Raw genomic sequence first — 21076 nt, 5'->3', positions numbered from 1 at the left:
CAGCAGGCCGAGCTCCTCGGCGGGGGCGTCGCCGCGCAGATGGGGTGAGTCGGCGAGACGGGAGCGGGAGGCCAGCTCACGGGGCGAGCAGGCTGGCTGGTGCGGGGGCGTCGCCGCAGCGTGCGGCGCAGTCGGGGCCCCACACCTCGTGGAAGTCAGCGGCCATGAGGCTGGCGGTGGTGGACAGGTCTCCGCCGGCCGTGGCCCGGTAGCAGGCGTAAGGGCGGGGCAGGTCGGTGCTGAACTGCTCCAGCAGCTCTTCCTGACGAGCAGCTGAGGCCGGGCAGGCATCAACGGCGGTACGGATGCTCTCTACGAGCGCGTCGCGATCCACGCTGCTGTCCTTCCGCTCAGTCATCGAGCTCGCATACCAACCGCATCTGATGCCGGCATCGGGCCTGTACTGCCCTCAGGCAGGGCACTACAGGAAGTGGTCGGCCGCCGCGGAACGCCTGCCACACCCCTGGCCCCCAGGTCACAAGCCTGCACCACGGTCCGGTGAGAAGACGCAGCCGATCCTGACCTGAACGGCTTCGAGTCGGGTGAGGATGTCGACGGTGGATGGCAAGGCGAGAGTCTCAGTACCTCGCCTCCTTGCCCGTCGGAAGCGAGCCGTGCAGATGTCGGCAAGCTGCTGGCTGGGAACGCTGCCGTCCCATACGACGAACTCGCCTCCGTCGAGAAGCGCCGCTCTGGCGGGTTCGCAGGCTCTGGTCTGGCATCCCGGCATCCCGGCGAGCTCTGCCCGGTCCATCTGTCGCCCTTTCGCCTGCTGTCCCGCTGTCCCGCTGTCCGCTCAGTCGTCAAAGTGCAGCTCAGGTCGGGTCCAGAGGGTGAGGTCGCTGCTGGTGGCGACCGCCAGGGTCAGGCCGGAGGGAGAGAACCCGGCTGCGCGGAGTTCTGAGTACTCGGAGTGGAAGATGTGCCACCACGCCCCTCCCGCCGGGCCTTTGTGGGACCCGCCGTCGGCGGAGAGGATGACGCGGTCGTGGGGCCACTCGGGGCTGACGACGTCCAGGGTCCAGCCGTCTGGTGTGGTGCTGTGCAGGCCGCCGCCGAAGAGCCCGGCGATACGCACCGGCACACCCTCGATCGGGCCGAGCCCGGGGCAGGTGAGCTCCGGCGACCCATCCGGAGTGCTGGTGTCGGGGTCCGGGTCCCGGTCGCGGGCGACCTTCTCGCCGGTGACCGCGTCGAAGAGTCCATGGCCGTCGCTGGACACGACCATGACGAGGTCGTGCCCGCTGTCGGGATGGACGGCGAAGCCAATGCCGAGCAGACCCCCGATGGGGGTCCTGTGGTCCAGCACCGGCTGCCACGGCTCCGGGGCCGGCATGACGGTGGCGGCGATGTAGCGCTCGCGCAGCTTCTGCTGGTACTCCGTGATCAACTCGTCTCCTCTGGGCTGTCTGTGTCGAGGGTCAAGACCACAAACGATCTCAAGGTGACAAGAACAACGCACCTTCGGTGACAGCAATCCTGCTCACCCCGCCTCGGAGGGCGGGGTGGGGGCAGCTGTCAGGTGACAAGTTCCGTGCTCAAGCACACACCGATGGGGCCCTCCGGAAGCCGCCGTGTCGGGTGATGATCTCCTCGGCCGTTGCCGTACTGCTCTCGCCGCGCCGGTGGGCCACGAAGGCGATACCGCGCACGGCTCCCCCGATAACCCACCTCTGCTGAGCGCACCACGTCACCGACGCCCTTCACACGAACAGCCAACACCGCCCCCGGCCGCCGGCCAGGGGCTTCGTGCTCCCTGGAGGAGTTCACTGTGCCCACGTACGAGTTCCTGCCCGGCTTCACCACCGACCTGGACCGCCTCACCCCAGAACAACGCCGTACCTTCCGCCACGTCGTCACCCGCGCCTTCGTCCCCGACCTCCGCGCCGGCCGCTTCCGCGCGAGCCTTCGCATCAAGCACGTCCGGTGCGCGCCGGGCGTCTACCGCCGCCCACGACTGTCCGTACGGGTGCCCGCGCCCATGCGGCACAGGGGCTTCCTTGAGGCTTCCTCAAAGCCTTGAGAAAGCCTCAAGAAAACCTTGAGAAGGCCCTTCGCGACCTTCCATGGCCGAAAACACTCTCCACAAGACCTTCACGCAGGCCATTGAATGCCCGTGACCAACACTGATCCCTCATCAGCACATCAGTGCACACTTCACGTTTGGGAGACACCCCATGAGACGACTCCGCACCGCGGGTCTGGCACTTTTCGGCGCGACGCTCGTCGCCTCCATCACGGCGAGCCCGGCCCAGGCGTCGCCGGGCGAGACCCGCACGGTGTGCGCCGACTCGATGACCCCGGACGGCTGGGTCGACGTGAACTGGGGCACCAGCGCCTCGTGCCGCGTGATGGGCGGCTCGAACGTCAAGATGATCAAGCAACTGGACGGCCTCCCCGTCGGCACCCAGGTCAACGCCTGCGCCTCCGCCCAACCGCCGAGTGGCTGGACCAAGGTCCAGACCTACTACAGCGGCGGCTGCGTGGTCTTCGTCAACTCCTCCTTCACGCCGAACGCTTGGCTGCTGAAGAAGATCTCCTGACCGGAGGACAGCGAGGGGTGGCACTCAGCCAAGCGGCCGTCGCCGACGAGCTCACGCGGTCCGGGGGCAGCGGTCCGGGGGCAGACGTGCAGCCTGGTCCTACGGGACGGAGCGGGTACGGGGCGCGCAGCACATCGTCTGGCGACGCATCGGCGGGCACGACATCTTCACCGGCCCGTGACGCACCCACGAACCGCGACGGCCGGGCCCCGGGTTGGGGACCGGCCGTCGCTCGTCAACCGGGGGACGCCCGAGCCGCTCCGCCTTCGGAAGGCTGAGCGCCACGGCCTTATCGAGGCGAAGTACCTCGTCGCGAGCCTCTCCGGTCGAGGTTGTCCACGGGCCGGAGTCTGCACATCTCCCCCACGCCAGCCCTACGGCGCGTCCAACGGGTCCTTATCGACTCGCTCGTCGAACATGAGCTAGAGGCGAAGGAGCCACCCGACACCTCCCGCAATGAGGACTACGGATACCAGCACGACCACCGGACGGAAGAATCCGGTGCGTCGTCGTCCCGGCGCCCCGGCAGGGGGCGGCGGCCCTCCGTGAGGCAGGGACGGCCCTGGGGGCAGCGGCGCGGGCGCGCCGTTCCTCTCGCCAGCGCCCGCTCCCCCACCCGTAAGCGGGCCCGAGGGCGGCCCCGAGGGCGGCGCAACCCTTTCGATGATGGGTGGCTCCCCGACCTCCCATGCGCCCGAGGTCTCCGGGCTGGCGGAGTCCTGCCGGGCGCGTCGCAGGACACCGTAGCCCTCGCGGCGCCAGCGGATCCCGGCGACGTCTGTGAACTCGACAGCGAGATCGCGCAGCTGGTCGGAGCGCTCCTGCGGAATCTGCGTGGGTGGCAGAGGGACAGTGCCCTCACCAGTGCCGAGAAGGGGCCATCCGCCGATCAGCTCACCGCAGAAGGACACGCGCACGTCCCGGACCGGCTGGTTGGACCCGTTCTGGATCACGGCCTTCGGGACGACCCAGCTGTCATGGATAGGTGACGGTGACAGCACGACATGCGCGCTGATCATGGAAGCCTGATGCCGCTCCCGTTGCCGCTGGGCCTTCTGCTCCCGCTCGTTCAGGTGCCGCTCCTGCTCCCGCTCGCGCCGGAACTTCTGCAGTTCCTCCGCGCGGAGAGCGGACTCCTGCCTTCCCTCCCGGACCTTCTGCCGGTGAGCCGCGTAGCTCAGGGTCAATCCCACCAGGCCGGTGAGCAGGCTGAAAACGGCGATCAGGTTCTGCACCATGCCTGGACTCTGGTCGACCAGAGGGCGTCATGTCAGCACGCAACACTGGCCCGGAGGCAGGCCGCCCAAGAAGTCACCCCCACCACCGCTGGGCCGTGTCCGACGGATGGGTCGTGGACCGACCCGTCGGACACGGCCTGGAGCGGCTCAGGAACTACTCCCAGAACCCTGGAGGCCCCAGCTGCGGACACTGGGGCCTCGCATCGGCCGTGGCGTGAAGTTGGCGTGGGTCTCTGCCGGGATGACTCAGCTCCGTGAGCGGTGGCGGAGCATCGCCCTCGCCCCTTCGTCGCCGCGCTGCGCGAGCGCACCGAGCAACAGGTCCAGGCCCAGGTGGCCGGCGGGCAAGCGGTGCGCGGCGGGCGGGGAGCGACTACGGAGCTGCGGCGGGCCATGGGCACGCACCGCTGCCTGACGAGCCCGATCGCCTGGGTGGCGGCTCGCCGTAGCTATGGGAGTTCCGGGACTACATAGGCGGGGTCCTGGAGCAGCGCCCGGTCCGGCCGCCTCCTGTGTTTCCGCCTGTCCGACGCGCCCTGGCCCATCGCCAGATGTGACCTGAGCCACACAGTGTCACAAATTCCCTCCGCCCGGCGCCTTGTGTGCGAAACCCCGAGCGAACGGAACAGAGACCATGACGAAGCACAACGGCAACCGGACTGAAGTCATCGTGATCGGCGGCGGATAACGCCGGGGTACTCGCAGCCAACCGCCTGACCAGCCGCGACGACGTGGCCGTGACCCTCGTCAACCCGCGCTCGACCTTCGTCGAGCGCCTGCGCCTGCACCAGCTGGTGGCGGGGTCCGACGACGCGGTCGTCGACTACAAGGACGTCCTGAGCGAGCGGGTCAAGCTCGTGGTCGACACCGCGACCGGGATCGACCGGCAGGCGCGCACCGTCTCGCTGGCCGACGGCGGCACCGTCAGGTACGACCATCTGATCTACGCGGTGGGCAGCCGCAGTGGCGCGCCGCAGGTGCCCGGCTCGGACAGGTTCGCCTATCCGATCGCGACTCCAGGGGGCACTACACCCATAGAGGTGTTGTCAGGGGTGCCGGTATGACATGAAACTTCGCGTGAAGTTCCGAGCCCGTCGGAGCGGATTCCCGCTCGCCGACCCGACAGAACCGCCGGTCCCTCTCCCGGGCCGAGCCCGGTGACCCCTGCCTCAGTTCCCCAGGCCGCATGCGTCAACGGGCCCGGGGCATGGGCCCTCCGCCGGCTGCCGCTGACGGTCATTGTGCTGTCGTGGATCAGCAGCGGAGTGGGAAGTCCGCGAAGTCCCGGCTGCAGTGGTTGTCGGCTGGCTGGAGGAGGCCGAGCAGCGCGGTGGGGTGGTGCTCACCTCCCGAGGAGGTAGGGGCCGGCCCTTCCCGCGGGGCCGGTCAGGAGGGCAGGCTTTGCGGGTGGACAACGACACAAGAACCGATGCGCCGGCCCCTGAACCTGCCTCCGACGGCAAGGCGAGCGAGGGTACGTGGGGCGTGCCCCTGGTCCTCCTCATACCGGTGCCGCTGATCAGGTACCTGAGCGACCTCTCCACGCCGTGGCTGGTCACGGCGTGGATTCTGCTGGCGCTCGTCGCCGTGCTGACGGTCGCGGGGTGGGTGAGCGTGGTCCGCCATGGTCGGCGGGGCGCCAAGGGGTGGGGTACGTGCCTGCTGCTGCACGTCAGCCTCGCCCTTCAGGTGACTGCTCTCGTCTGAGCCCGGGGCCCGGTCGTTCCGGTCAATGCGGCAGGCCCAGGCGGCGGGCGTGGAGTTCAGCTCGGGTCGCTTCCAGGAGGCGTCCCATCCAGTTGCGGCCCTCGCCCTCGTGGCCCCAGAAGGCGATCTCGGAGAGGGCGAAGGAGTTCGCCCGGTAAAGGATGCGCGCCGATCCCGTGCCGGTCAGGACGTCGGCGAGGTCGGGGTGCCGGTCGTACTTGGCCCGCAGGAGCGCGGCCATCACTGCGGTCCGGGCCTCCGGCGCCGGATCGACGGCCAGCCACGCCTCGTGAACGTTCCGATAGGTGACGTCGCCGATACGGACCGGGGCCGGATATTCGTTGCGGAGCACTGCCGACGGGCTCGCGTCCTCGGGCCAGTCCTCCGCCGCGTGCCACTCGTGGAGCAGGACGGTCCCGTCCGCCGGCTCAGGCTCCTGCTCCTGCTCCTGCTCCTGCTCCTGGTCGCGCCGGGCGAGCCACTCCAGCGGATCGCCCCACTCCTCGTCGAAGTAGTCCAGCGACTCCTGGTAGTCCTCCGCCGTCACGGCCCCGCCCGGGCCCATGGCCAGGTCGTACAGCGGGCCGTCCCCCACGGAGTGGTCCGCGAGCGCCGCGTGCCGCTCGTGCTCGGGGATCTCCTCGTACGCGGCGCGCAGAACGGCCCGCCGCTCCTCCGTCGGGTCCGCGCGGAACTCGTGCAGGGCACGCCAGGCCCGGGCGGTGGAGTCGGGCCGGCCGTTCAGATCGTCGATGTCGTCGCGGACCTCGGCGTACAGCGACTCCGGCGTGAGACGGCCGTTGACCTTGCTGAACTCCCACTGCACCGTCTCGTGGACCGCCGCCCGCGCCCCCTCCTCAAACGTGGTCACGATCCTGCCCCGGCGCAGGTCGGCGGCGAACTCCTCGAGCGTGAGCAGCCCCCAGCAGTCGATCAGCCCGTCGGCGTAGATCCCGAGCTGTACGAGGTAGTGGTGGTCGCCGTTGCGCACGAACGCGGGCCGGGACAGCCCCGGTATCCGCTCGCCGTCGACGATCCGGAAGGTCGGCTGCTTGCTCACGCAGGGAGTCTAGGCCGGACACGGGGAAGCCCTGAAGCGCGCGTGCGCTCCGGGCCCACTCCGCTAGGGTCCGTCTTCAAATTGATCTTGCCCAGAGTGGGAGTGATGCGAGGGTGACTGCTGCTTCGTAGGAGGTGGCGGTCTTCTCGTAGCGGGTGGTGATGCCGCGGAAGCCTTTGAGTTGGTCGAAGCAGCGTTCGACGGTGTTGCGGCGGCGGTAGATCTCGCTGTCGAAGCCTGTCGGCCGGCCACCTCGCCGGCCGCGGTTGCGGCGGTGCCTCTTCTGGTCGTTCTTCTCCGGGATGGTGTGTCCGATGCCGCGTCGTCGCAGGTAGGCGCGGAAGCCACGTGAACTGTAGGCCCTTGTCGGCAGTCACGTGATCTGGGCGGCAGCGGGACCGGCTCAGGCCGGCGCGCGGCACTCGGATGCGTTCGAGCAGGGGGCGTCGCAGATGCCGTCGTGTCGTTGGCCCGGAGTGAGCAGTATGGCCAGGGGGCGGCCGCGGCCGTCGCAGATGAGGTGGATCTTGCTGGTCAGTCCTCCTCGGGATCGGGCCGAGGGCGTGATCGTCCGGTTCGTCCGTCCGTCCGGTACTTCCCCCTTTTCGGCCGGTGGCGGCGGCGTGCCGGTGGGCGCGGACGATGGTGGAGTCGATCTGGACCAGCCAGTCAATGTCAGCGACGGCGTCGGCACGGGCCTGGATCCGTTGCAGGACCTGGGTGAACACACCGTCGATGGCATAGCGGCGGAAGCGGGTGTAGACCGTCTTCCACGGGCCGTAACGTTCCGGAAGGTCACGCCAGGAGACCCCGGTCCGAATCTTGCAGACCATCCCGTTGATGACCCGGCGGTCCTCCTCCCGAGGCCGGCCTCTGCTGGCACTCGGTATCAGCGGAGCCAGTAACTCCCACTCGGAGTCGGTCAGTTCATGACGACGAATCACGACAGCATGATCCACCATCGAACGATCATTTGAAGACGGACCCTAGTCCCCAGTTGTTCGAACGAGCGTCCCGTTTCTGAGGATGTCGCGGTCGCCGAGGTTCCACAGGCCCATCTCGATCAGGTCCACGATCACCCGACGAACCTGGGCCGCGGTGACCTTGGCGATGTCATCGGCCGGACCGAGACGCACAGCGTCCCGGAGCTGGCGCCAGGAAGTCCGGCCCTGGAGCAGTTGGTGATGCCGGCCGTGGGGTTCACGGTCGGGGTTTATGGCCTGAGCTGGCCCTCCGAGTCGGCCGGGAGCTTGTCGGGTGGTGAATCCGCAGCGTTCTGGAGTGCAGGTCGGCTCGTGGTCTCGGCTCCAGAGGTAGAGGTCCCTCTCGGTGAGCTGGGCGGTGAGGGCGAGACGGCGTTGGCGGAAGCGAGGCCGGGTGGAGTTCAAGGCGGTGAACGTTTCGGGTAGCACGGCGAGGCTGCCGTGCACCTGCTCGCCATCGATCATGCGCATGCGAACACGGCACTCCCACCAGCGGCGCCCCGCATCCGGGCCGGACCAGCCGTAGATGGCTGGATCCGGGAAGAGGTAGTGGGTGGCGTCGGGGTGGAGGTGCGCGTGCAGCCATGGGCTCGCCGTTCCCAGCCTTAGCTGCAACCGGTGCGCCTCTTGGTAGAGAGCGAAGATCGCTCGCGGCCGAGGGCCTTCAGGCAGCGGGCATGACGGGGAACCGGTGGGCAGCGGGGCGGGGTCTTCACCGACCAGCCGGTCAGCAGGCTCAGGCGCTGGGACAAGCTCAAGGGCGGCACGCCCTTGCGAGGGGTCGGCAGCGCAGGTGGTGGTGTCCACTGCTACCCGGCCTCCTCGATGCGGCGCCAGATCCACCCCGCCGCTCTTCATTGGCGGCGTTCCACGGGTAGATCATCGGCCGGTCGTGCATCGCCTGTTCTCGTCGGCTGGGGGCAATGCCGGCACGGGAGGGCCGCCAGGGGCGCGGGGCGGCCGCGGCCTACATGTCGCTGCAGAAGTCGGCCAGTTCGTCGATCTGGTCGATGACCTCGGCGGGCGAAGCCTCCTCCGGCGACATCTTGGCGCGCCGGGCCAGAACACGCATTGCGAGGAGAGCAAGGGCTGTGGAAATGACTACGACTGACCCTGCGTGCCCCCCTCCCGGTCAAGGGCGAGGTCGCCGTCTTCTGCGGCAACCTCTACCCGGCCCGTGCACCTCGGGCCTGTGGCCGCACATCGAGCTGCTGCCCGGGCCCGGCGGCCCCGCGCCCGAAGGGCTCGCGCCGCTTGAGGCGGTCGACGGGTCGGTGGGGTATCCGGTTGAGCCGGAGCGCCTGGACGCCTGGTATGCCTTCACGTGGACGTTCCGCTGGCGCGGCGAGCTTTTCGAGTGCACTGCCGCCGCCCCGCCACGTTCTCGGGCGACTACCTCGGCTCCGACGAACACGTCGCCAAGGAGCACCTCAAGGGCCGGGGCATCAGATACCGCGGCGTCTTCCCACGCGACGAAGTCACCGAGCTGGCGGAGCACCGCGAGGATCTGCTGCAGCCTCTGCACGCCCTGGTGCGGCGTCTGGCCGAGGCTGACCATTTCCGCCCCAAGGCTTACGCGGTCCACCGCGGCCGGACGTATCCGGCTGCTGCCGAGGCCGACGCGTCGGGCCTCATCGCACTGACCACCGGGCATGACCAGCCTAGGGATCTCGCCGCCGATCCCCGGGACCCGAGTGGCGAGCGCGTCCTGGCAGCCCCGAACAGTTGGACGCCTGGTACCGGGACCCACTGGACCTTCCGATCTCACGGCGGCCCCTTCGACGCAGCCGGGACATTGGACGACAGGATCAAGGGCATCTACACAGGCGGCAGCTGGGGCTTCGCGGACAATTGGCAGCTGACCCAGGAGACGGGTCCCGACGGGGTGCCCCGATTCACGGTTGTAGTGGACGTCGACGGCGTCACCGACCTCGAACAACACCGCACCGACCTACTCGCCAAGCCGTAGCCGGGGCCCTGAGGGCCTGGGGCGCGGGTTCACGCCGCAGCGAGGTAGCGCTCGGGATGGGGAGGAGGGCTATTCGGTCAAGTACTGGTATCTGGTGCCGGCCGGGGAGGTGAAGAGCCGGCCGTCGCGGACCTGCCATTCCGTGGTCCCGGTGACTTCGTGGGTGGCGAGGAACAGTCCCCGGACGAGGTACCCGTCGTCGTCACGGATCCGGGCTATCTCTGTGATCTGGTCAGTGAACCAGTCCAGGGCTGATTCGCGGACATCGGCGCCGTAGAAGAGGTAGTGGGTCCAGTTGACGTGCCGACGGGGTGCGCCCCACCCGTTTGAGTAGTGATCGTCTTCGTGGGCCGAGATGATCCCCTGAATGGCGGCGAGTTGCTTGTCGCCGCACTCCAGCCATCCTCTGATCGATATGTAAGTCCCCATCGAGATGTCCCCTTTCTCTCGTTACAGCCCTGATGTGCCCGGACTTCGACTGACGTCGGCCCATAGGTGCCTCGGCTCCCCGCCGGGCTCCCTTCCCGCTTCCGCTGCCCCGCACGGGGCTACCCGCTGCCGTGGACTCAGGTGAGCAGGCGGATACGGGGGGCCTGTGTGCTGGTGGCGAGTAGGTGAGCGCAGTGTGTGCAGTTTTCGCTCGCGGGGCGTTGCACGTTGCTTTGCAGGCCGAAGGATTCTGTCTGCCGTTTCTCGGGGCACAGGTATCCCAGGGAGAGGCGCACCCCGGGTGCGCGGGTGGGTGCGACGGCGGTTTGGTTTCGTTTTTTGTCCTTAAAGGGCGCCCACCAGTAATCGATGAGGGCCCGAAGTATCTGCCGTTCGGGCTCTGTGGTGACGTCGAAGGCAGAGATGCGGCCCGCGGCAGGGTGCTCCACATCCGAACTGCCCGAGCAGAGCGCCTGCTCCTCACCGTGGCGGAAGAAGGTGGTGCGGTCAGTACGCCGGCAGATGAAGCAGTCCAGGCTCAGCTCCAGTTGCTTCTGCCAGTGCAGGTTGTGGAACGGTTCATCGTGCCGGGGCACAGCCACCTCGGCGGTGATCTCCAGAGTTCGCAGCATGATGTGATCTTCCCAGCCCGCGCCGTCGACGCCATGGCACAAATGGCACGCAAAACCTCTCCGTGCGCATCCCCGGCAGAATCCCGTTGGTCAGCTGGGGTGACACTTCCACCGGTCTCCCCGCCCCGGCATTCCCGGGCAGGTGCGCTTCCGGCCGGCCGCACTCCGCCTCACTCAAGCCACCCCGACCCACGCAACTCAGAGCGACCCAAGTACCTGGCGGTCACCGGCCGTCAGACAGGCCCTAGGTGTATCGGGTGAGCGCCGGTGCCGGACGCTCCTGGTGCTATGACGGCCCCGGGAGTATCCGGCGATCGCGTCAGTCCAGGCTCAACCGCCCAGGGGGCGGTATGCCGAGTTGAGTTGGTCGAGAGACCAGCCTGGGCTGCCGGGGCGGCAGTTCAGCGTCGTGTCGGGCGTGCGGGACGCGTTGGTGCCGGTGTTGAAGTTGGCGTTGGGGGTATTGGGCAGTAGGCCCATGTAGTACTGCCCGCCCGACGTCCACACGCACTGGTGCAGGTTGAGGTAGCGGTTGTCTGTCAGATCGAAGGACTGGACGGCGGAGTTGGCCGGCAGCAACCTCCAGCCGCCTCCTCCCGGGCTGCAGGTCAGCGTTCTGTCGGCGGTGTTGGAGACGTTGGTGCCGGTGTTGAAGTTGACGTTCGGGGTGTTCGGGAGCACGGCCGTGTAGTGCTGCCCGGCTGAGAAGTACACACACTGGTGCAGGTTCAGGTACCGGCCAGTGGTGAGGTCGAAGGCCTTCACCGCGGAGTTGGCGAGAGCGGGACGCCAGCCCCCGCCGCCCGTGCCGCACGAGAGCGCCGTGTCCGGCGTGTTGGAGACGTTCGTACCCGTGTTGAATGCCGTGTTCGCCGTGTTCGGCAGCACATTCGTGTAGTGCCCGCCACTGCCGACATAGACGCACTGGTGGAGGTTCAGATAGCGTCCGGCCAGTCGTGGCCCTGGCTGCTCCGCCACGGCGGCGCTTCCCAGAGTCAGACTGATGACCCCTGCAACTGCTGCTGCGACAACAGAATATCGGCGCATGGCGCACTCCTCCCGACCCGACGCCGCCCTTCAGGGCATGTACGCACCAAGCTACTGATGCGAAGTCCGGAGGAGTTCTGCGAGCGCACGGTGTACCCCGTATGGCTCAATCTCTCGGATGCCAGTGCGACAAAGCGCTGCCGCGTCGCCGGACCGGCGGAGGCGGTGGCGCGATCACGGTGCTTGAGCGGCGTGGCGCCCTCGGCCGGGGTAGCCGATCTCCAAGATGTCCTGGTCCAGATCGGCCAGCTCGATCTCCGGGTTGAGCGTGGCGACGATCTGTGGCGCCAGCGGGCGGACGCTGGGCCAGCAGGGCGCGGACGGCGTCGACGGAGGTCTCGTAGTACTGGCGGCCGGCCGCCTCACGTGTGTCAGTGCCTGGTGGAAGGCTGGGGCGTTCACCATCCGCTGCCAGGACAGGGGAAAGACCTTCTGGGTCGACGCAACCTTCCGCGGGAGCGGCAAACCCACCGCCAAGTAGGACGTGTTCATACGCACCTATGACCTGCGCAGTGACGGTGTGGCCCCCAAGGTCCGGCTGAGCTCGTACAACAAGGATGGCTCGTTCAGCAACTACAGCTGGCGCACCGGCCCTGAGGGCAGGCCGCCCTGGGCAGCTACCAGACCACCCTCCAGCAGCCCAGAGGGCTCAAGGTCGTCTACATCGAGGGCCACACCAAGATCGGAACCGCATACCACTGCTCGGACTACTTCCCGAAGTAGACAGCCCCCGGCTGCACCGCACCAGGCCGCCACGGCGGTGGGCTCACGATGTCCCAAGCCCGCGGCCCCCCCCTGACCCTCCCTCACGGCCCGGGCCCGTCCACCCGTCCCACAGAGGCAAGGAGCAGGCGGCCACACCCGGGCTCGTCATGGCTGTCGCTGCCGGAGGTCTCCGGCAGCGACAGTTGCACCCTCCTCGTAGAGGTCGCACCACCCCTGACGGAAGGGACAGCCCTCCTGGCAGCAACCACGCAGAGTGCAACCCTGTCAGGCCATGACAGACGGTGCTGGCCCTGATGCCCATCGGCGTCACCCGGGTGCCGCGCGTGCCCTGCCGGCACGGCGCGCCGGACCAGCCGACCCTGGACGGGTAGCACCGTCGAACCAGGAGAACCCAACCCATGAAACGTCAGGTCAACCGATGTGCCTGTGCCGCGCTGGCCGTCATGCTCGGCGGGGCCGCACTGACCGGCTGCTCATCGGACAAGCCCGCCGGCTCCTCTGCTTCCGCGGCGGCATCCGCAGCCAGGTCGAAGGCGTCCGCTGTCGCCTCCGCCGCCGGCAGTGCGGCAGCATCCACTCTCGCCTCCGCCGAGGCAGCTGCCGCGGCCGCCCTGACGAACGTCAAAGGCGGACTCAACGCCCAGGCAGACGTCACTCTCGGCACCGTCGCGACCGACTCCGACGGCCGGAAGGAAGTCCAGGTGAACGTCACCAACCACGACTCGAAGCCCAGGCGCTACACCATCCTGATCAATTTTCATGACCCGTCAGGCAACCTGGCCGACGTGATCGTTCTCGACGTCCCCGAGACCTCCGCGGGCGGCACCGCCCGCGCCACCGCCCGCAGCAACCGGAACCTCACAGGTACAGTCACCGCCGAAGTCCGCCGCGCACTGCGGTACTGACGCCTCACACCACAGCCGAGGCCGACGGCCACAGCCGCTGACCCCAGGGCCCAAGAACCACCCAGACCGACTAGGACCGCGTCCGAGCCAGCGCACGACCACCTCTGCCGGACCCTGCCTGCCCCAGACAGACCCCTCCGATGAAGGCACCGACCCGGCACCGGTGACGGGAGCTCCACCACCCCCGGCGAGCAGCCCTTCGTCGTCGACCAGCGCGGCGAGGGGCGCAGTCCGCGGGGTGTCACCTCATCGCTTCACCAGCGAAAACCGCCGCTGCAGTTCCACCAGGCAGAGCGCCTCGATCAGGTCACGAAACGGATCGGTGTCGCCGGTGTTGAGCACGTTTCCAGGGGTTGCCAGGTGGCCAGGAGGTCAGCGAGCCGCCGGCCGTGCCGCGCACCACGGCCCACCCGGACCGGCGGATCCGGTCCTGGCCGACCGTGGCCGCCTGCGCCGAAGGCGTCACAGACCTCCTCCAGCACGGCGGCCTCCGGTCGCTGCACCCCTCCCCCGGTCTGTGCCTCCCGCCCATACTTGGAGCCCGTTCCACGGCATCCAGGAACGAGCGCGGCAATGGCTTCGGGATTGGCAAAGCCAGCGAGACAGGGCACTCCCGTCCTGAGCATGCCTTCAGCTCGCTCGCGCCCAGCCGGGCTGCCGTCCAAGGCTGGACGGCAGACCAGTGTCGTCGACCACATGTGCACTGCACTGCGGTCATCGGCGAGTGCCGGTTCGCCACGGCCCCGCGGAATCCGGGAACGACGCCCGTGCGCCCCTCCGTCGAGGCCGGGGGGCGGAACCGTGGCTCGCACGTGGCGGAGCGGGATCAGATCGGCAGCCCGATCAGCCCCCATCCACGGCGGCGGGCTTCTGCGACGACCTCGGCCCACCCATGGAGCAGCGTGGTGAATTCCTCGAACCGACCGACCCATTTGCCGGAGGCGGCTGCGTAGGTGTTGAACGGTTCGCGCAGCGCTTCGAGCCGGGGGCCGACTGCGGTCCATGCCTGGGCCAGGGCCGGTACACCCGAGGGCGGGCAGTAGACCAACATGGCCCCGTACCACGGTTCGGCGGCATCCTCGTCCAGGTCGCCGTCGGCGCCCGGCGGAACCCAGATCAGCCCGGCGAGGAAAGTGTCCAGCGCGGTACGCAGGTCAGCCGGGACATGCTCGCGAACCGCCTCCCACCGCTCCCCCGCCCAAAAGTGCGGCTTGAAAGACCCCAGGGTGCCGGCGAACTCGTACCGTGCGCACCAGGACGGGAACGATGCGGGGGCCGGAGGCAGCCAGCCCCAGCCTTCCTCCAGTGCTCCGTCATAGTCATCCGGGTCCGCAGCCTCGATGAGCACGCCCTTGCGCTCAAGGACAGGAATGGTCTCCAGTTCGGCCCAGTCCACGATGACAGCAGTGATATCCAATCCCACGATCACGAGCCTACGGCCTGGCGCACCCAGCAGTACACCTAATTCATCTGCCGCAGAGCCGAGCTGCCGTGAACGCTTCCCCGGTCGGCTGAGGCACCGTCTGGACCGCACTCGGCCACCGCCGCCGGTGGCGGAGGTGCGCGACGGCAAGACGTGAGCAATGGACGCGGTCGAGCCACGGTACCGGAACGAGTGGCGTTCACCACGCGCCCCGACCACCGGCCTGGAGAAGCCCCTCGCCCGCGCAATGACCGTAGACGTCGTCCACGTACACCGACGCCGGGCTCACCAGCACCAGCACGTCACCTGGCCGGCGCCGGCTTCGACGTCTACCCCACCGGACCAGTACCGACCTGCACCCGCCTCCTGACCACTTCGTCGCCTCGGAAGCCCGCCGCTTCCTCAACGGCGAGCCCCTGGCCTACTGAACCGACCTCATCCGGCCCCGGTCGCTCGGGGCTACCCCCGCACTCGCGAGAATAGTCCGGTTCCGAGGGCGCCTTCCTGCGGTTGCGCGACGAGACCGAGACCGAGACCGAGACCGAGACCGACAACAGCGTGCAGCCCGCGCCTGACCCGGCAGACAACACAGTTGCACCGTCGGCAGACCCACCAAAGGACGACGAGACGGAACCTGCCAGTCGACCAACGCTGCGTAACCGCACGAACGCGCCAAGCCGTGATCGGCCCCCCTAATCCCCCCTAAACGATGGCTCTGCGCAGTGGAGTTGGACGTTCTTCCTATACAGCCATATTGAACATACGTACCGTCGCCTCCATGACCGCCGCCCCAAACGGCCTCGCCGATCGTCGTACCTGGACGGGACTCTTCGTCCTCCTGCTTCCCACCCTGGTCCTCTCGATGGACATGGGTGTGCTGTTCTTCGCCGTGCCGTTCATCAGCAGCGACCTGAAGCCGAGCGGCACCCAGCAGCTGTGGATCATGGACAGCTACTCGTTCCTGCTGGCCGGGCTGCTGATCCCGATGGGGGCCCTCGGAGACCGCATCGGCCGCCGACGGCTCCTGCTCGGCGGCGCGGCCGGGTTCGCCGCGGCATCCCTGCTGGGCGCGTATTCCGACGGAGTCGCCCAGCTGATCGCAGCCCGCGCGCTGCTCGGCATCACCGGCGCGACCCTGATGCCCTCCACGCTCGCGCTGATCCGCAACATGTTCCACGACCCCAGGCAACGGCAGACCGCCATCATCGCCTGGACTGCCGCGAGCACCGCCGGTGCCACGCTGGGGCCGGTGGCAGGCGGGCTGCTGCTGAATCACTTCTGGTGGGGGTCGACCTTCCTGCTCTCCATACCGGTCATGGCGCTGCTGCTGCTCGCGGGCCCGTTCCTGCTCCCCGAGTACCGCGCCCCGCGCGACGGCCGCTTCGACTTGCTGGGCGCCGGGCTCTCGCTGGCGACGGTCCTGCCGTTCGTCTACGGCGTCAAGACGCTGGCGATCGAGGGCTGGAGCCCGGCTCCGGCACTGGTCCTGGTCGCCGGGCTGGTGTTGGGCGCCCTCTTCGTCCGCCGCCAGCGCACGGCGGCACATCCGCTCATCGACCTGGGCCTCTTCAGGATCCGGACCTTCAGCGGTGCGCTCACCGTCAACACGGTCGCCATGTTCGCCATGATGGGTTTCACCCTCTTCACCTCGCAGTACCTGCAACTGATCAAGGGCATGAGCCCGCTCGCGGCCTCGCTCTGGTCTCTGGTGCCGAGTGCCGGAGTGGGGGTGGCGGTCGGCCTGTCCTCGGCGCTCTCCGGCAGGGTCCGCCCCGCCCATCAGATGGCCGGCGGACTGCTGGTGGGTGCGCTCGGCTTCGGGCTGATGACCCTGGTGGGGCCCGACTCCCCGGTGGCGCTGGTGCTCACCGCGGCCGGTGTGCTCTGCGCGGGCACGGTCGGGACCATGACGCTCACCGCCGACCTGGCGATCTCGGCCGCTCCGGCCGAGCGGGCCGGTGCTGCCGCCGCAACCTCGGAGACCGCCACCGAGCTGGGCAGTTCGCTGGGGATCGCCGTGCTCGGCGCAGTCGGCGCGGCGGTCTACCGCTCGCAGTTGACCGACTCGATGCCGTCCGGACTGTCGAGGCAGGCGGCGGATGCCGCGCGTGACACGCTCGGCGGCGCGGTCTCCGTGGCAGCACGACTGCCGGACCTGGCCCGGAACGAGCTGGCCACCGCCTCCCGGGCGGCGTTCGCGGACGGGATGCACCTGGCGGCGCTGGTCGGCCTGGTCGTCATGACCGGCGCGGCGCTGCTGGGGGGCCGTCTGATGCGTCACCTCCCGGCAAGCACCCCGCCCCCGCCCCCGTCCCCATCCCCGCTCCCGTCCCCGTCCCCGTCCCCGTCCCCGGAGGCGAAGCCGGACCGGGTTGAAGTTGAAACCGATACCCCGGGCATCGCCAACTCTCCGTCCGCCAGCGGTTGTTCATCTGACGTCCCAGCCACTGACGCCGCGCCGAACGACACCCCAGCCACTGACGCCGCCGGCGCCAGCGCCGGGTCCGGGTCCGGGGAGGCCACCGTCCTGGCGGCCGCGCCCACGCAGGGCCGGAGCAGCAGCCGGAGCAGCAGCCAGAGCTGACGGCTCGCACCAGCTCGGATGGACGACCTTCCCGATCAGGGGGCCACAGAGGTCAGCCGAAGAACCAGGGGCATTCCGCAGCAGGGCCCGGCCCGCTGCCCGCCGCCCCGCACCATGCGCGGTGAACCGCGCCGAAATCCCGGCCGCACCACCGGTGCGGAACTCGCCGGGCGGAGAGCCCGCCGGAAGGCCGGCCGCCTCACACGGCGAGAGTCGATGTAACGCCACAACGATTGCGATCAATCTTGAGAAATCAACGCAACAGCGGCTCCGCATCCGGGCCGCTCGACGTCACCGTTCACACCAACCCCGCCGGCGCCGGCTCCCGGCCCTACACCCGCGCCGTGTCCCCCATGGAGTGGGTGTTCCTGGGCATGAGACCGGGGCACTGCGTGGTCCACGTAGTGGAGGGCGACGGCGACCTGTCGGCCGAAGGCCTGGCCAAGGCGGTGGCCGTCGCCGCCGCGGCATCGCCCGGGATGCGGCTGATACGCCAGGGCCGCCGCTGGGTGGACAGCGGAACACCTCCCACCGTCACCGTGGTTGCCGGTACGCCCGACGACCACGACCGTACGCCTGGCGACCACGACCGCCTCGGCGCGCCCTACCTGCACCGCACACTGGACGGCTCCGGTGCCACCTGCGAGGTGGTGCTGATACCCGGAACGCCTTCCACCGTGGTGTTCCGCGCCTTCCACGGCGTCACCGACGGGCGCGGCCTGCTGCTCTGGGCCGCGGACGTGTTCCGGGTGCTGCGCGGCGAGGATCCGCTCGGCGCACCGTCCCTGCTCAACGACGAGGAGCTGATCGAGCAGATCGTCCGGCCCGGCGGCCTGCCGCCGGCCCTGCCCACCCCCAAGATGGAGTGGCCGTCGCTGCTCGGCCGCCGCCCGGCGGCCTCACCCGGCCTCCTCTGGCGCCGGCGCACCGTGGACGGCCGCCACCCGGCTGCGACGGCCAGGATCGCCGCGGTGCTGGCCCACACGTACGGCTCCGGGCGCGGGCGGTTCTTCGTACCGGTGGACCTGCGTCGCCACCTCCCGGAACCGCGCTCCACCGCCTCGCTCGTCCGCGCGCTGCGGCTGGACGTCAGCGCTGGTGACACCTGGCAGGAGGTGCACCAGCAGATACTCGCCGCACTGGCCGAAAGCGCCGAACTGGCCCCGCCTTTCGCCAAGTCGACGCTGCGCATGCCACTGCCACTGTTGCGGGCAGTCAACGCCGGGATCGACCACTTCGCGACCCGGAAGAACCGCTACAACAGCCTGGCCTACCTCTCGCACATGGGCAGCGTCGACCTGGCCGACTACTGTGCCGGGGAGTTCCGCGCCCGCACGGTCTACACGCTGGGCACCACCAGCCCCGGCAGCCCCCTGGAGGTCAACCTGGTGGAAACCGGCGGGCACACGGAACTGACCGTGGCCTGGCATGACGGCCCCGGCATGGCGGAGCGCGCGGACGCCGTGCTGGACACCATCGAGGAGGCCCTGTCCCCTGGGGAGTACCGGCAGTGGGAGGGCAACCGCACCGAACGCCCGCTGCCGTCCGACCGCTCGGTCGTCGAACTCTTCCGTGCACAGGTCGAGCGCACGCCGGACCGCATCGCGGTCAGCGGCCCCGAAGGCGACGTAAGCTACCGGGAGTTGAGCATCCGTGCGGATTCGGTGGCCGCCGAACTGCGCCGTCAAGGCGTCGGCCCCGGCAGCGTGGTGGGACTGCTGGCGGGCCGCACCGTGGCCGCCCTGGCCGGGCTGTGGGGCGCACTCCGGGCCGGGGCGTGCTACCTCCCGCTGGACGTCCGGCACCCGGACGCCCGCCTCATCGACCTGCTGGACGACGCCGACGTCACCTTCTGCCTGGTGGAACGACCCTACGACCAGCGCGAATGCGTCCGATCGGGCCGCAAGGCGCTGCTTCTGGACGACCTCGCGGTCAGCGCTCCCGCGTCCGCCCCCGCTCCCGAATCCCAAAAGGACGCCGTCGCGGACGCCGCCGTCAGTCCCGAGGACCTGGCCTACGTCATCTACACCTCGGGCTCCACCGGCCGGCCGAAGGGTGTGCAGATCGAGCACCGGAACCTGCTCAACTACGTCCACTGGGCGACCCGCGCGTTCGACGTGGACACTGACACCCGGATGCCTCTGCTCACCTCACCGTCCTTCGACGTCTCGGGTACGTCGGTCTTCCTGCCGCTGCTGGCCGGCGGTCGCGTGGTGCTGATGCCGGACGACCCCAACCACCTCTCGCTACGCGAGTTGTTGCAGCACTCGGGCGCCAACACGCTGAACCTCACCCCGGCCCACCTCGACCTGATCGGACGGCTCGACCTGTCGCCCACCGGATACCGGACGGTGGTCGTGGTCGGTGAGCAGCTGCGGGTGGAAGTGGCCGCACGGGCCCAGGAGATGTTCGGGCCGGACTGCCGCATCATCAACCTCTACGGCCCGACCGAGGCCACCATCGGGTGCACCGCCCACATCTTCGATCCCGAAGCGGACGGCGCGGGCTCCGTGGTACCGATCGGGCTCCCCGCGGACAACACGACCGTATTCCTGCTGGACTCCGAGCGCCGGTTCGTCGCCCCCGGCGAGACCGGCGAGATGTACCTGGGCGGGGCGCAGCTCGCCCGCGGCTACCTGGGCCGCCCCGATCTCGACCGGGAGCGGTTCGTCCACCTCGCCGACGACAGCCGCGTCTACCGCACCGGCGACCTCGCCCGGATCCTGCCGTCGGGCGAGATCGAGTACGTGGGCCGCATCGACGATCAGGTCAAGGTACGCGGGCACCGGGTGGAACCCGCCGAGGTGGCCCAGGCCCTGGAGCAGCACCCCGCAGTGGAACGGGCCGTCGTGGTCGCCAGGACCAGGCCCGGCCACCCGGGCAAAGCCCTGTACGGCTACGTACTGACCGCCTCCCCCGTGACGGAAGCGGAGCTGACCGGGCACCTGGCCGAGCTGTTGCCCTCCTACATGGTCCCGGCCGCCACCATGGTGGTGCCCCAACTGCCCTACACAGTGAGCGGCAAGGTGGACACGAAGGCACTGCCGGACCCGTTCGACGGCGAAGAAGTGGACAGTGCGGACAGGCGCGGGGCGGCCGAGGCGACGGATCCGACGGATCCGGTCGAGGAAGCAGTGGCGGACATCTGGGCACGCACCCTCGGGGTGGAACGCTCCCGGCTGGACGCCCAGGCCGACTTCCACCGCTTCGGCGGGGATTCACTCTCGCTGCTCGCCATGGCCGGGGCCGTCTGCCAAGAGTTGCTGGCCCCGGAACAGGAAAAGGCATTTGTGGCGCAACTGACCCGGATCGCGGGCGAGCCCACCCTGGAACAGGTAGCAGCCCTGACCCGCGAAGCGCTCGGCTGACCCCGGCATCGCACATCCGTCCTACCCTGTCCTGCCCTGCTCTGTCCTGCCTTGCCCGACCACTGACCTGGCGGGCAGGGCGGGGCAGGGCAGGGCAGGGACAACACCAACGAGCTGCTCTTCGGCGTCCAAGGCGGCCGGTCGAAGAGCGGGCAGGTCTTGCTGGCCCCCGGCCCACGCCTGCTCACCGAGGTGGCCCGCAGCCACGCAGGAGGCGCCGTTCCTCTTCCAGGAACACGTGACCCCTTCACACGGCCGCGCCCTGCGCGTGATCGCGGTCGACGGCGAACCGATGGCCGCCGTCCAGCCTCTACGCCCCCCCGCCGGGTCTGGGCAGTTCGAGTGGGCAGCTGCATCGACCGGGGCAGGGTGAGTGTCGGCCGGTGTTGCTGGACAACCGTGCGAATGCCGTCTCGGTCGCCGCAGAGCTCACCAAGAGAGAGAAGCTCGACGCGGCAGGTG

17 protein-coding genes and 3 pseudogenes are annotated in these 21076 nt (G+C 69.3%); 8 read left to right on the top strand and 12 right to left on the bottom strand.

Annotated features, from left to right (window positions below; translation table 11 throughout):
- Positions 1-76: 76 nt before the first annotated feature.
- Both AS857_RS16810 and AS857_RS16805 read right to left on the bottom strand, forming a co-directional pair.
- On the bottom strand, positions 77-358 hold the full coding sequence (locus AS857_RS16810; protein WP_144440865.1) for a hypothetical protein: 282 nt from the start codon (positions 356-358) through the stop codon (positions 77-79).
- Between the two features lie 438 nt (positions 359-796).
- Positions 797-1390, bottom strand: coding sequence for a hypothetical protein (locus AS857_RS16805; RefSeq protein WP_058043884.1), 594 nt, complete (start codon positions 1388-1390; stop codon positions 797-799).
- 381 nt (positions 1391-1771) lie between these two features.
- Here AS857_RS16805 and AS857_RS16800 point away from each other — a divergent pair, with 381 nt between their 5' ends.
- A complete protein-coding gene (locus AS857_RS16800; RefSeq protein WP_058043883.1) occupies positions 1772-2023 on the top strand; it encodes a hypothetical protein in 252 nt (83 codons plus the stop codon).
- A gap of 154 nt (positions 2024-2177) precedes the next feature.
- The gene (locus tag AS857_RS16795; RefSeq protein ID WP_058043882.1) at positions 2178-2543 is read left to right on the top strand and encodes a hypothetical protein; all 366 of its coding nucleotides are present in this window, start codon (positions 2178-2180) and stop codon (positions 2541-2543) included.
- Between the two features lie 422 nt (positions 2544-2965).
- Here the strand turns inward: AS857_RS16795 and AS857_RS16790 are convergent, their stop codons facing one another.
- On the bottom strand, positions 2966-3781 hold the full coding sequence (locus tag AS857_RS16790; RefSeq protein WP_058043881.1) for a hypothetical protein: 816 nt from the start codon (positions 3779-3781) through the stop codon (positions 2966-2968).
- A gap of 634 nt (positions 3782-4415) precedes the next feature.
- Between AS857_RS16790 and AS857_RS16785 the strand changes: the two are divergent.
- Positions 4416-4797, top strand: a pseudogene (locus tag AS857_RS16785) (FAD-dependent oxidoreductase); the annotation flags it as partial.
- Between the two features lie 469 nt (positions 4798-5266).
- Complete coding sequence (locus AS857_RS16780; RefSeq protein WP_144440864.1) at positions 5267-5488, top strand: hypothetical protein; 222 nt, start codon at positions 5267-5269, stop codon at positions 5486-5488.
- 22 nt (positions 5489-5510) lie between these two features.
- Here AS857_RS16780 and AS857_RS41940 read toward each other — a convergent pair whose 3' ends face one another.
- From AS857_RS41940 to AS857_RS42095, 4 genes and pseudogenes are all read right to left on the bottom strand, one after another.
- Positions 5511-6548 carry a DUF7638 domain-containing protein gene (locus tag AS857_RS41940; protein WP_058043878.1) on the bottom strand — a complete coding sequence of 346 codons (1038 nt, stop codon included), beginning with the start codon at positions 6546-6548 and terminating at the stop codon, positions 5511-5513.
- Positions 6549-6624: 76 nt separating this feature from the next.
- A complete protein-coding gene (locus AS857_RS42375; RefSeq protein WP_420823945.1) occupies positions 6625-6852 on the bottom strand; it encodes a transposase in 228 nt (75 codons plus the stop codon).
- A 58-nt stretch (positions 6853-6910) separates the two neighbouring features.
- Positions 6911-7510, bottom strand: a pseudogene (locus AS857_RS37750) (IS5 family transposase); the annotation flags it as partial.
- Between the two features lie 60 nt (positions 7511-7570).
- Positions 7571-7726 (bottom strand): annotated as a pseudogene (locus AS857_RS42095) (NF041680 family putative transposase); the annotation flags it as partial.
- A 1129-nt stretch (positions 7727-8855) separates the two neighbouring features.
- Here AS857_RS42095 and AS857_RS16765 point away from each other — a divergent pair.
- Positions 8856-9500, top strand: a complete 645-nt coding sequence (locus tag AS857_RS16765) for a hypothetical protein (RefSeq protein ID WP_144440863.1) — start codon at positions 8856-8858, stop codon at positions 9498-9500.
- 69 nt (positions 9501-9569) lie between these two features.
- Here AS857_RS16765 and AS857_RS16760 read toward each other — a convergent pair whose 3' ends face one another.
- The 4 genes from AS857_RS16760 to AS857_RS40695 all read right to left on the bottom strand — a co-directional run bounded on the left by AS857_RS16760 (position 9570) and on the right by AS857_RS40695 (position 11974).
- Entirely contained in the window at positions 9570-9929 is a 360-nt protein-coding gene (locus AS857_RS16760) for a hypothetical protein (RefSeq protein ID WP_058043875.1), read from the bottom strand.
- Between the two features lie 137 nt (positions 9930-10066).
- A complete protein-coding gene (locus AS857_RS16755) occupies positions 10067-10561 on the bottom strand; it encodes a hypothetical protein (RefSeq protein ID WP_058044197.1) in 495 nt (164 codons plus the stop codon).
- A gap of 330 nt (positions 10562-10891) precedes the next feature.
- A complete protein-coding gene (locus tag AS857_RS16750) occupies positions 10892-11539 on the bottom strand; it encodes a hypothetical protein (protein WP_144440862.1) in 648 nt (215 codons plus the stop codon).
- A 243-nt stretch (positions 11540-11782) separates the two neighbouring features.
- Entirely contained in the window at positions 11783-11974 is a 192-nt protein-coding gene (locus AS857_RS40695; RefSeq protein ID WP_144440861.1) for a hypothetical protein, read from the bottom strand.
- Positions 11975-12732: 758 nt separating this feature from the next.
- Between AS857_RS40695 and AS857_RS16740 the strand changes: the two genes are divergently transcribed.
- Positions 12733-13239 carry a hypothetical protein gene (locus tag AS857_RS16740; protein ID WP_058043872.1) on the top strand — a complete coding sequence of 169 codons (507 nt, stop codon included), beginning with the start codon at positions 12733-12735 and terminating at the stop codon, positions 13237-13239.
- A gap of 826 nt (positions 13240-14065) precedes the next feature.
- On the opposite strand, the gene AS857_RS16735 is transcribed toward AS857_RS16740, so the two are convergent.
- Positions 14066-14662 carry a hypothetical protein gene (locus tag AS857_RS16735; RefSeq protein WP_063804333.1) on the bottom strand — a complete coding sequence of 199 codons (597 nt, stop codon included), beginning with the start codon at positions 14660-14662 and terminating at the stop codon, positions 14066-14068.
- A gap of 778 nt (positions 14663-15440) precedes the next feature.
- On the opposite strand from AS857_RS16735, the gene AS857_RS16730 reads away from it, so the two are divergent.
- Together AS857_RS16730 and AS857_RS16725 are read left to right on the top strand one after the other, a co-directional pair.
- The gene (locus AS857_RS16730; RefSeq protein ID WP_063804271.1) at positions 15441-17246 is read left to right on the top strand and encodes an MFS transporter; all 1806 of its coding nucleotides are present in this window, start codon (positions 15441-15443) and stop codon (positions 17244-17246) included.
- A 245-nt stretch (positions 17247-17491) separates the two neighbouring features.
- Complete coding sequence (locus AS857_RS16725) at positions 17492-20614, top strand: non-ribosomal peptide synthetase (RefSeq protein ID WP_058043870.1); 3123 nt, start codon at positions 17492-17494, stop codon at positions 20612-20614.
- Positions 20615-21076 lie beyond the last annotated feature (462 nt).

The sequence above is a fragment of the Streptomyces roseifaciens genome, from assembly GCF_001445655.1.
Lineage (GTDB): Bacteria > Actinomycetota > Actinomycetes > Streptomycetales > Streptomycetaceae > Streptomyces > Streptomyces aureoversilis.
This window is presented reverse-complemented; position numbering and strand designations above follow the sequence as displayed.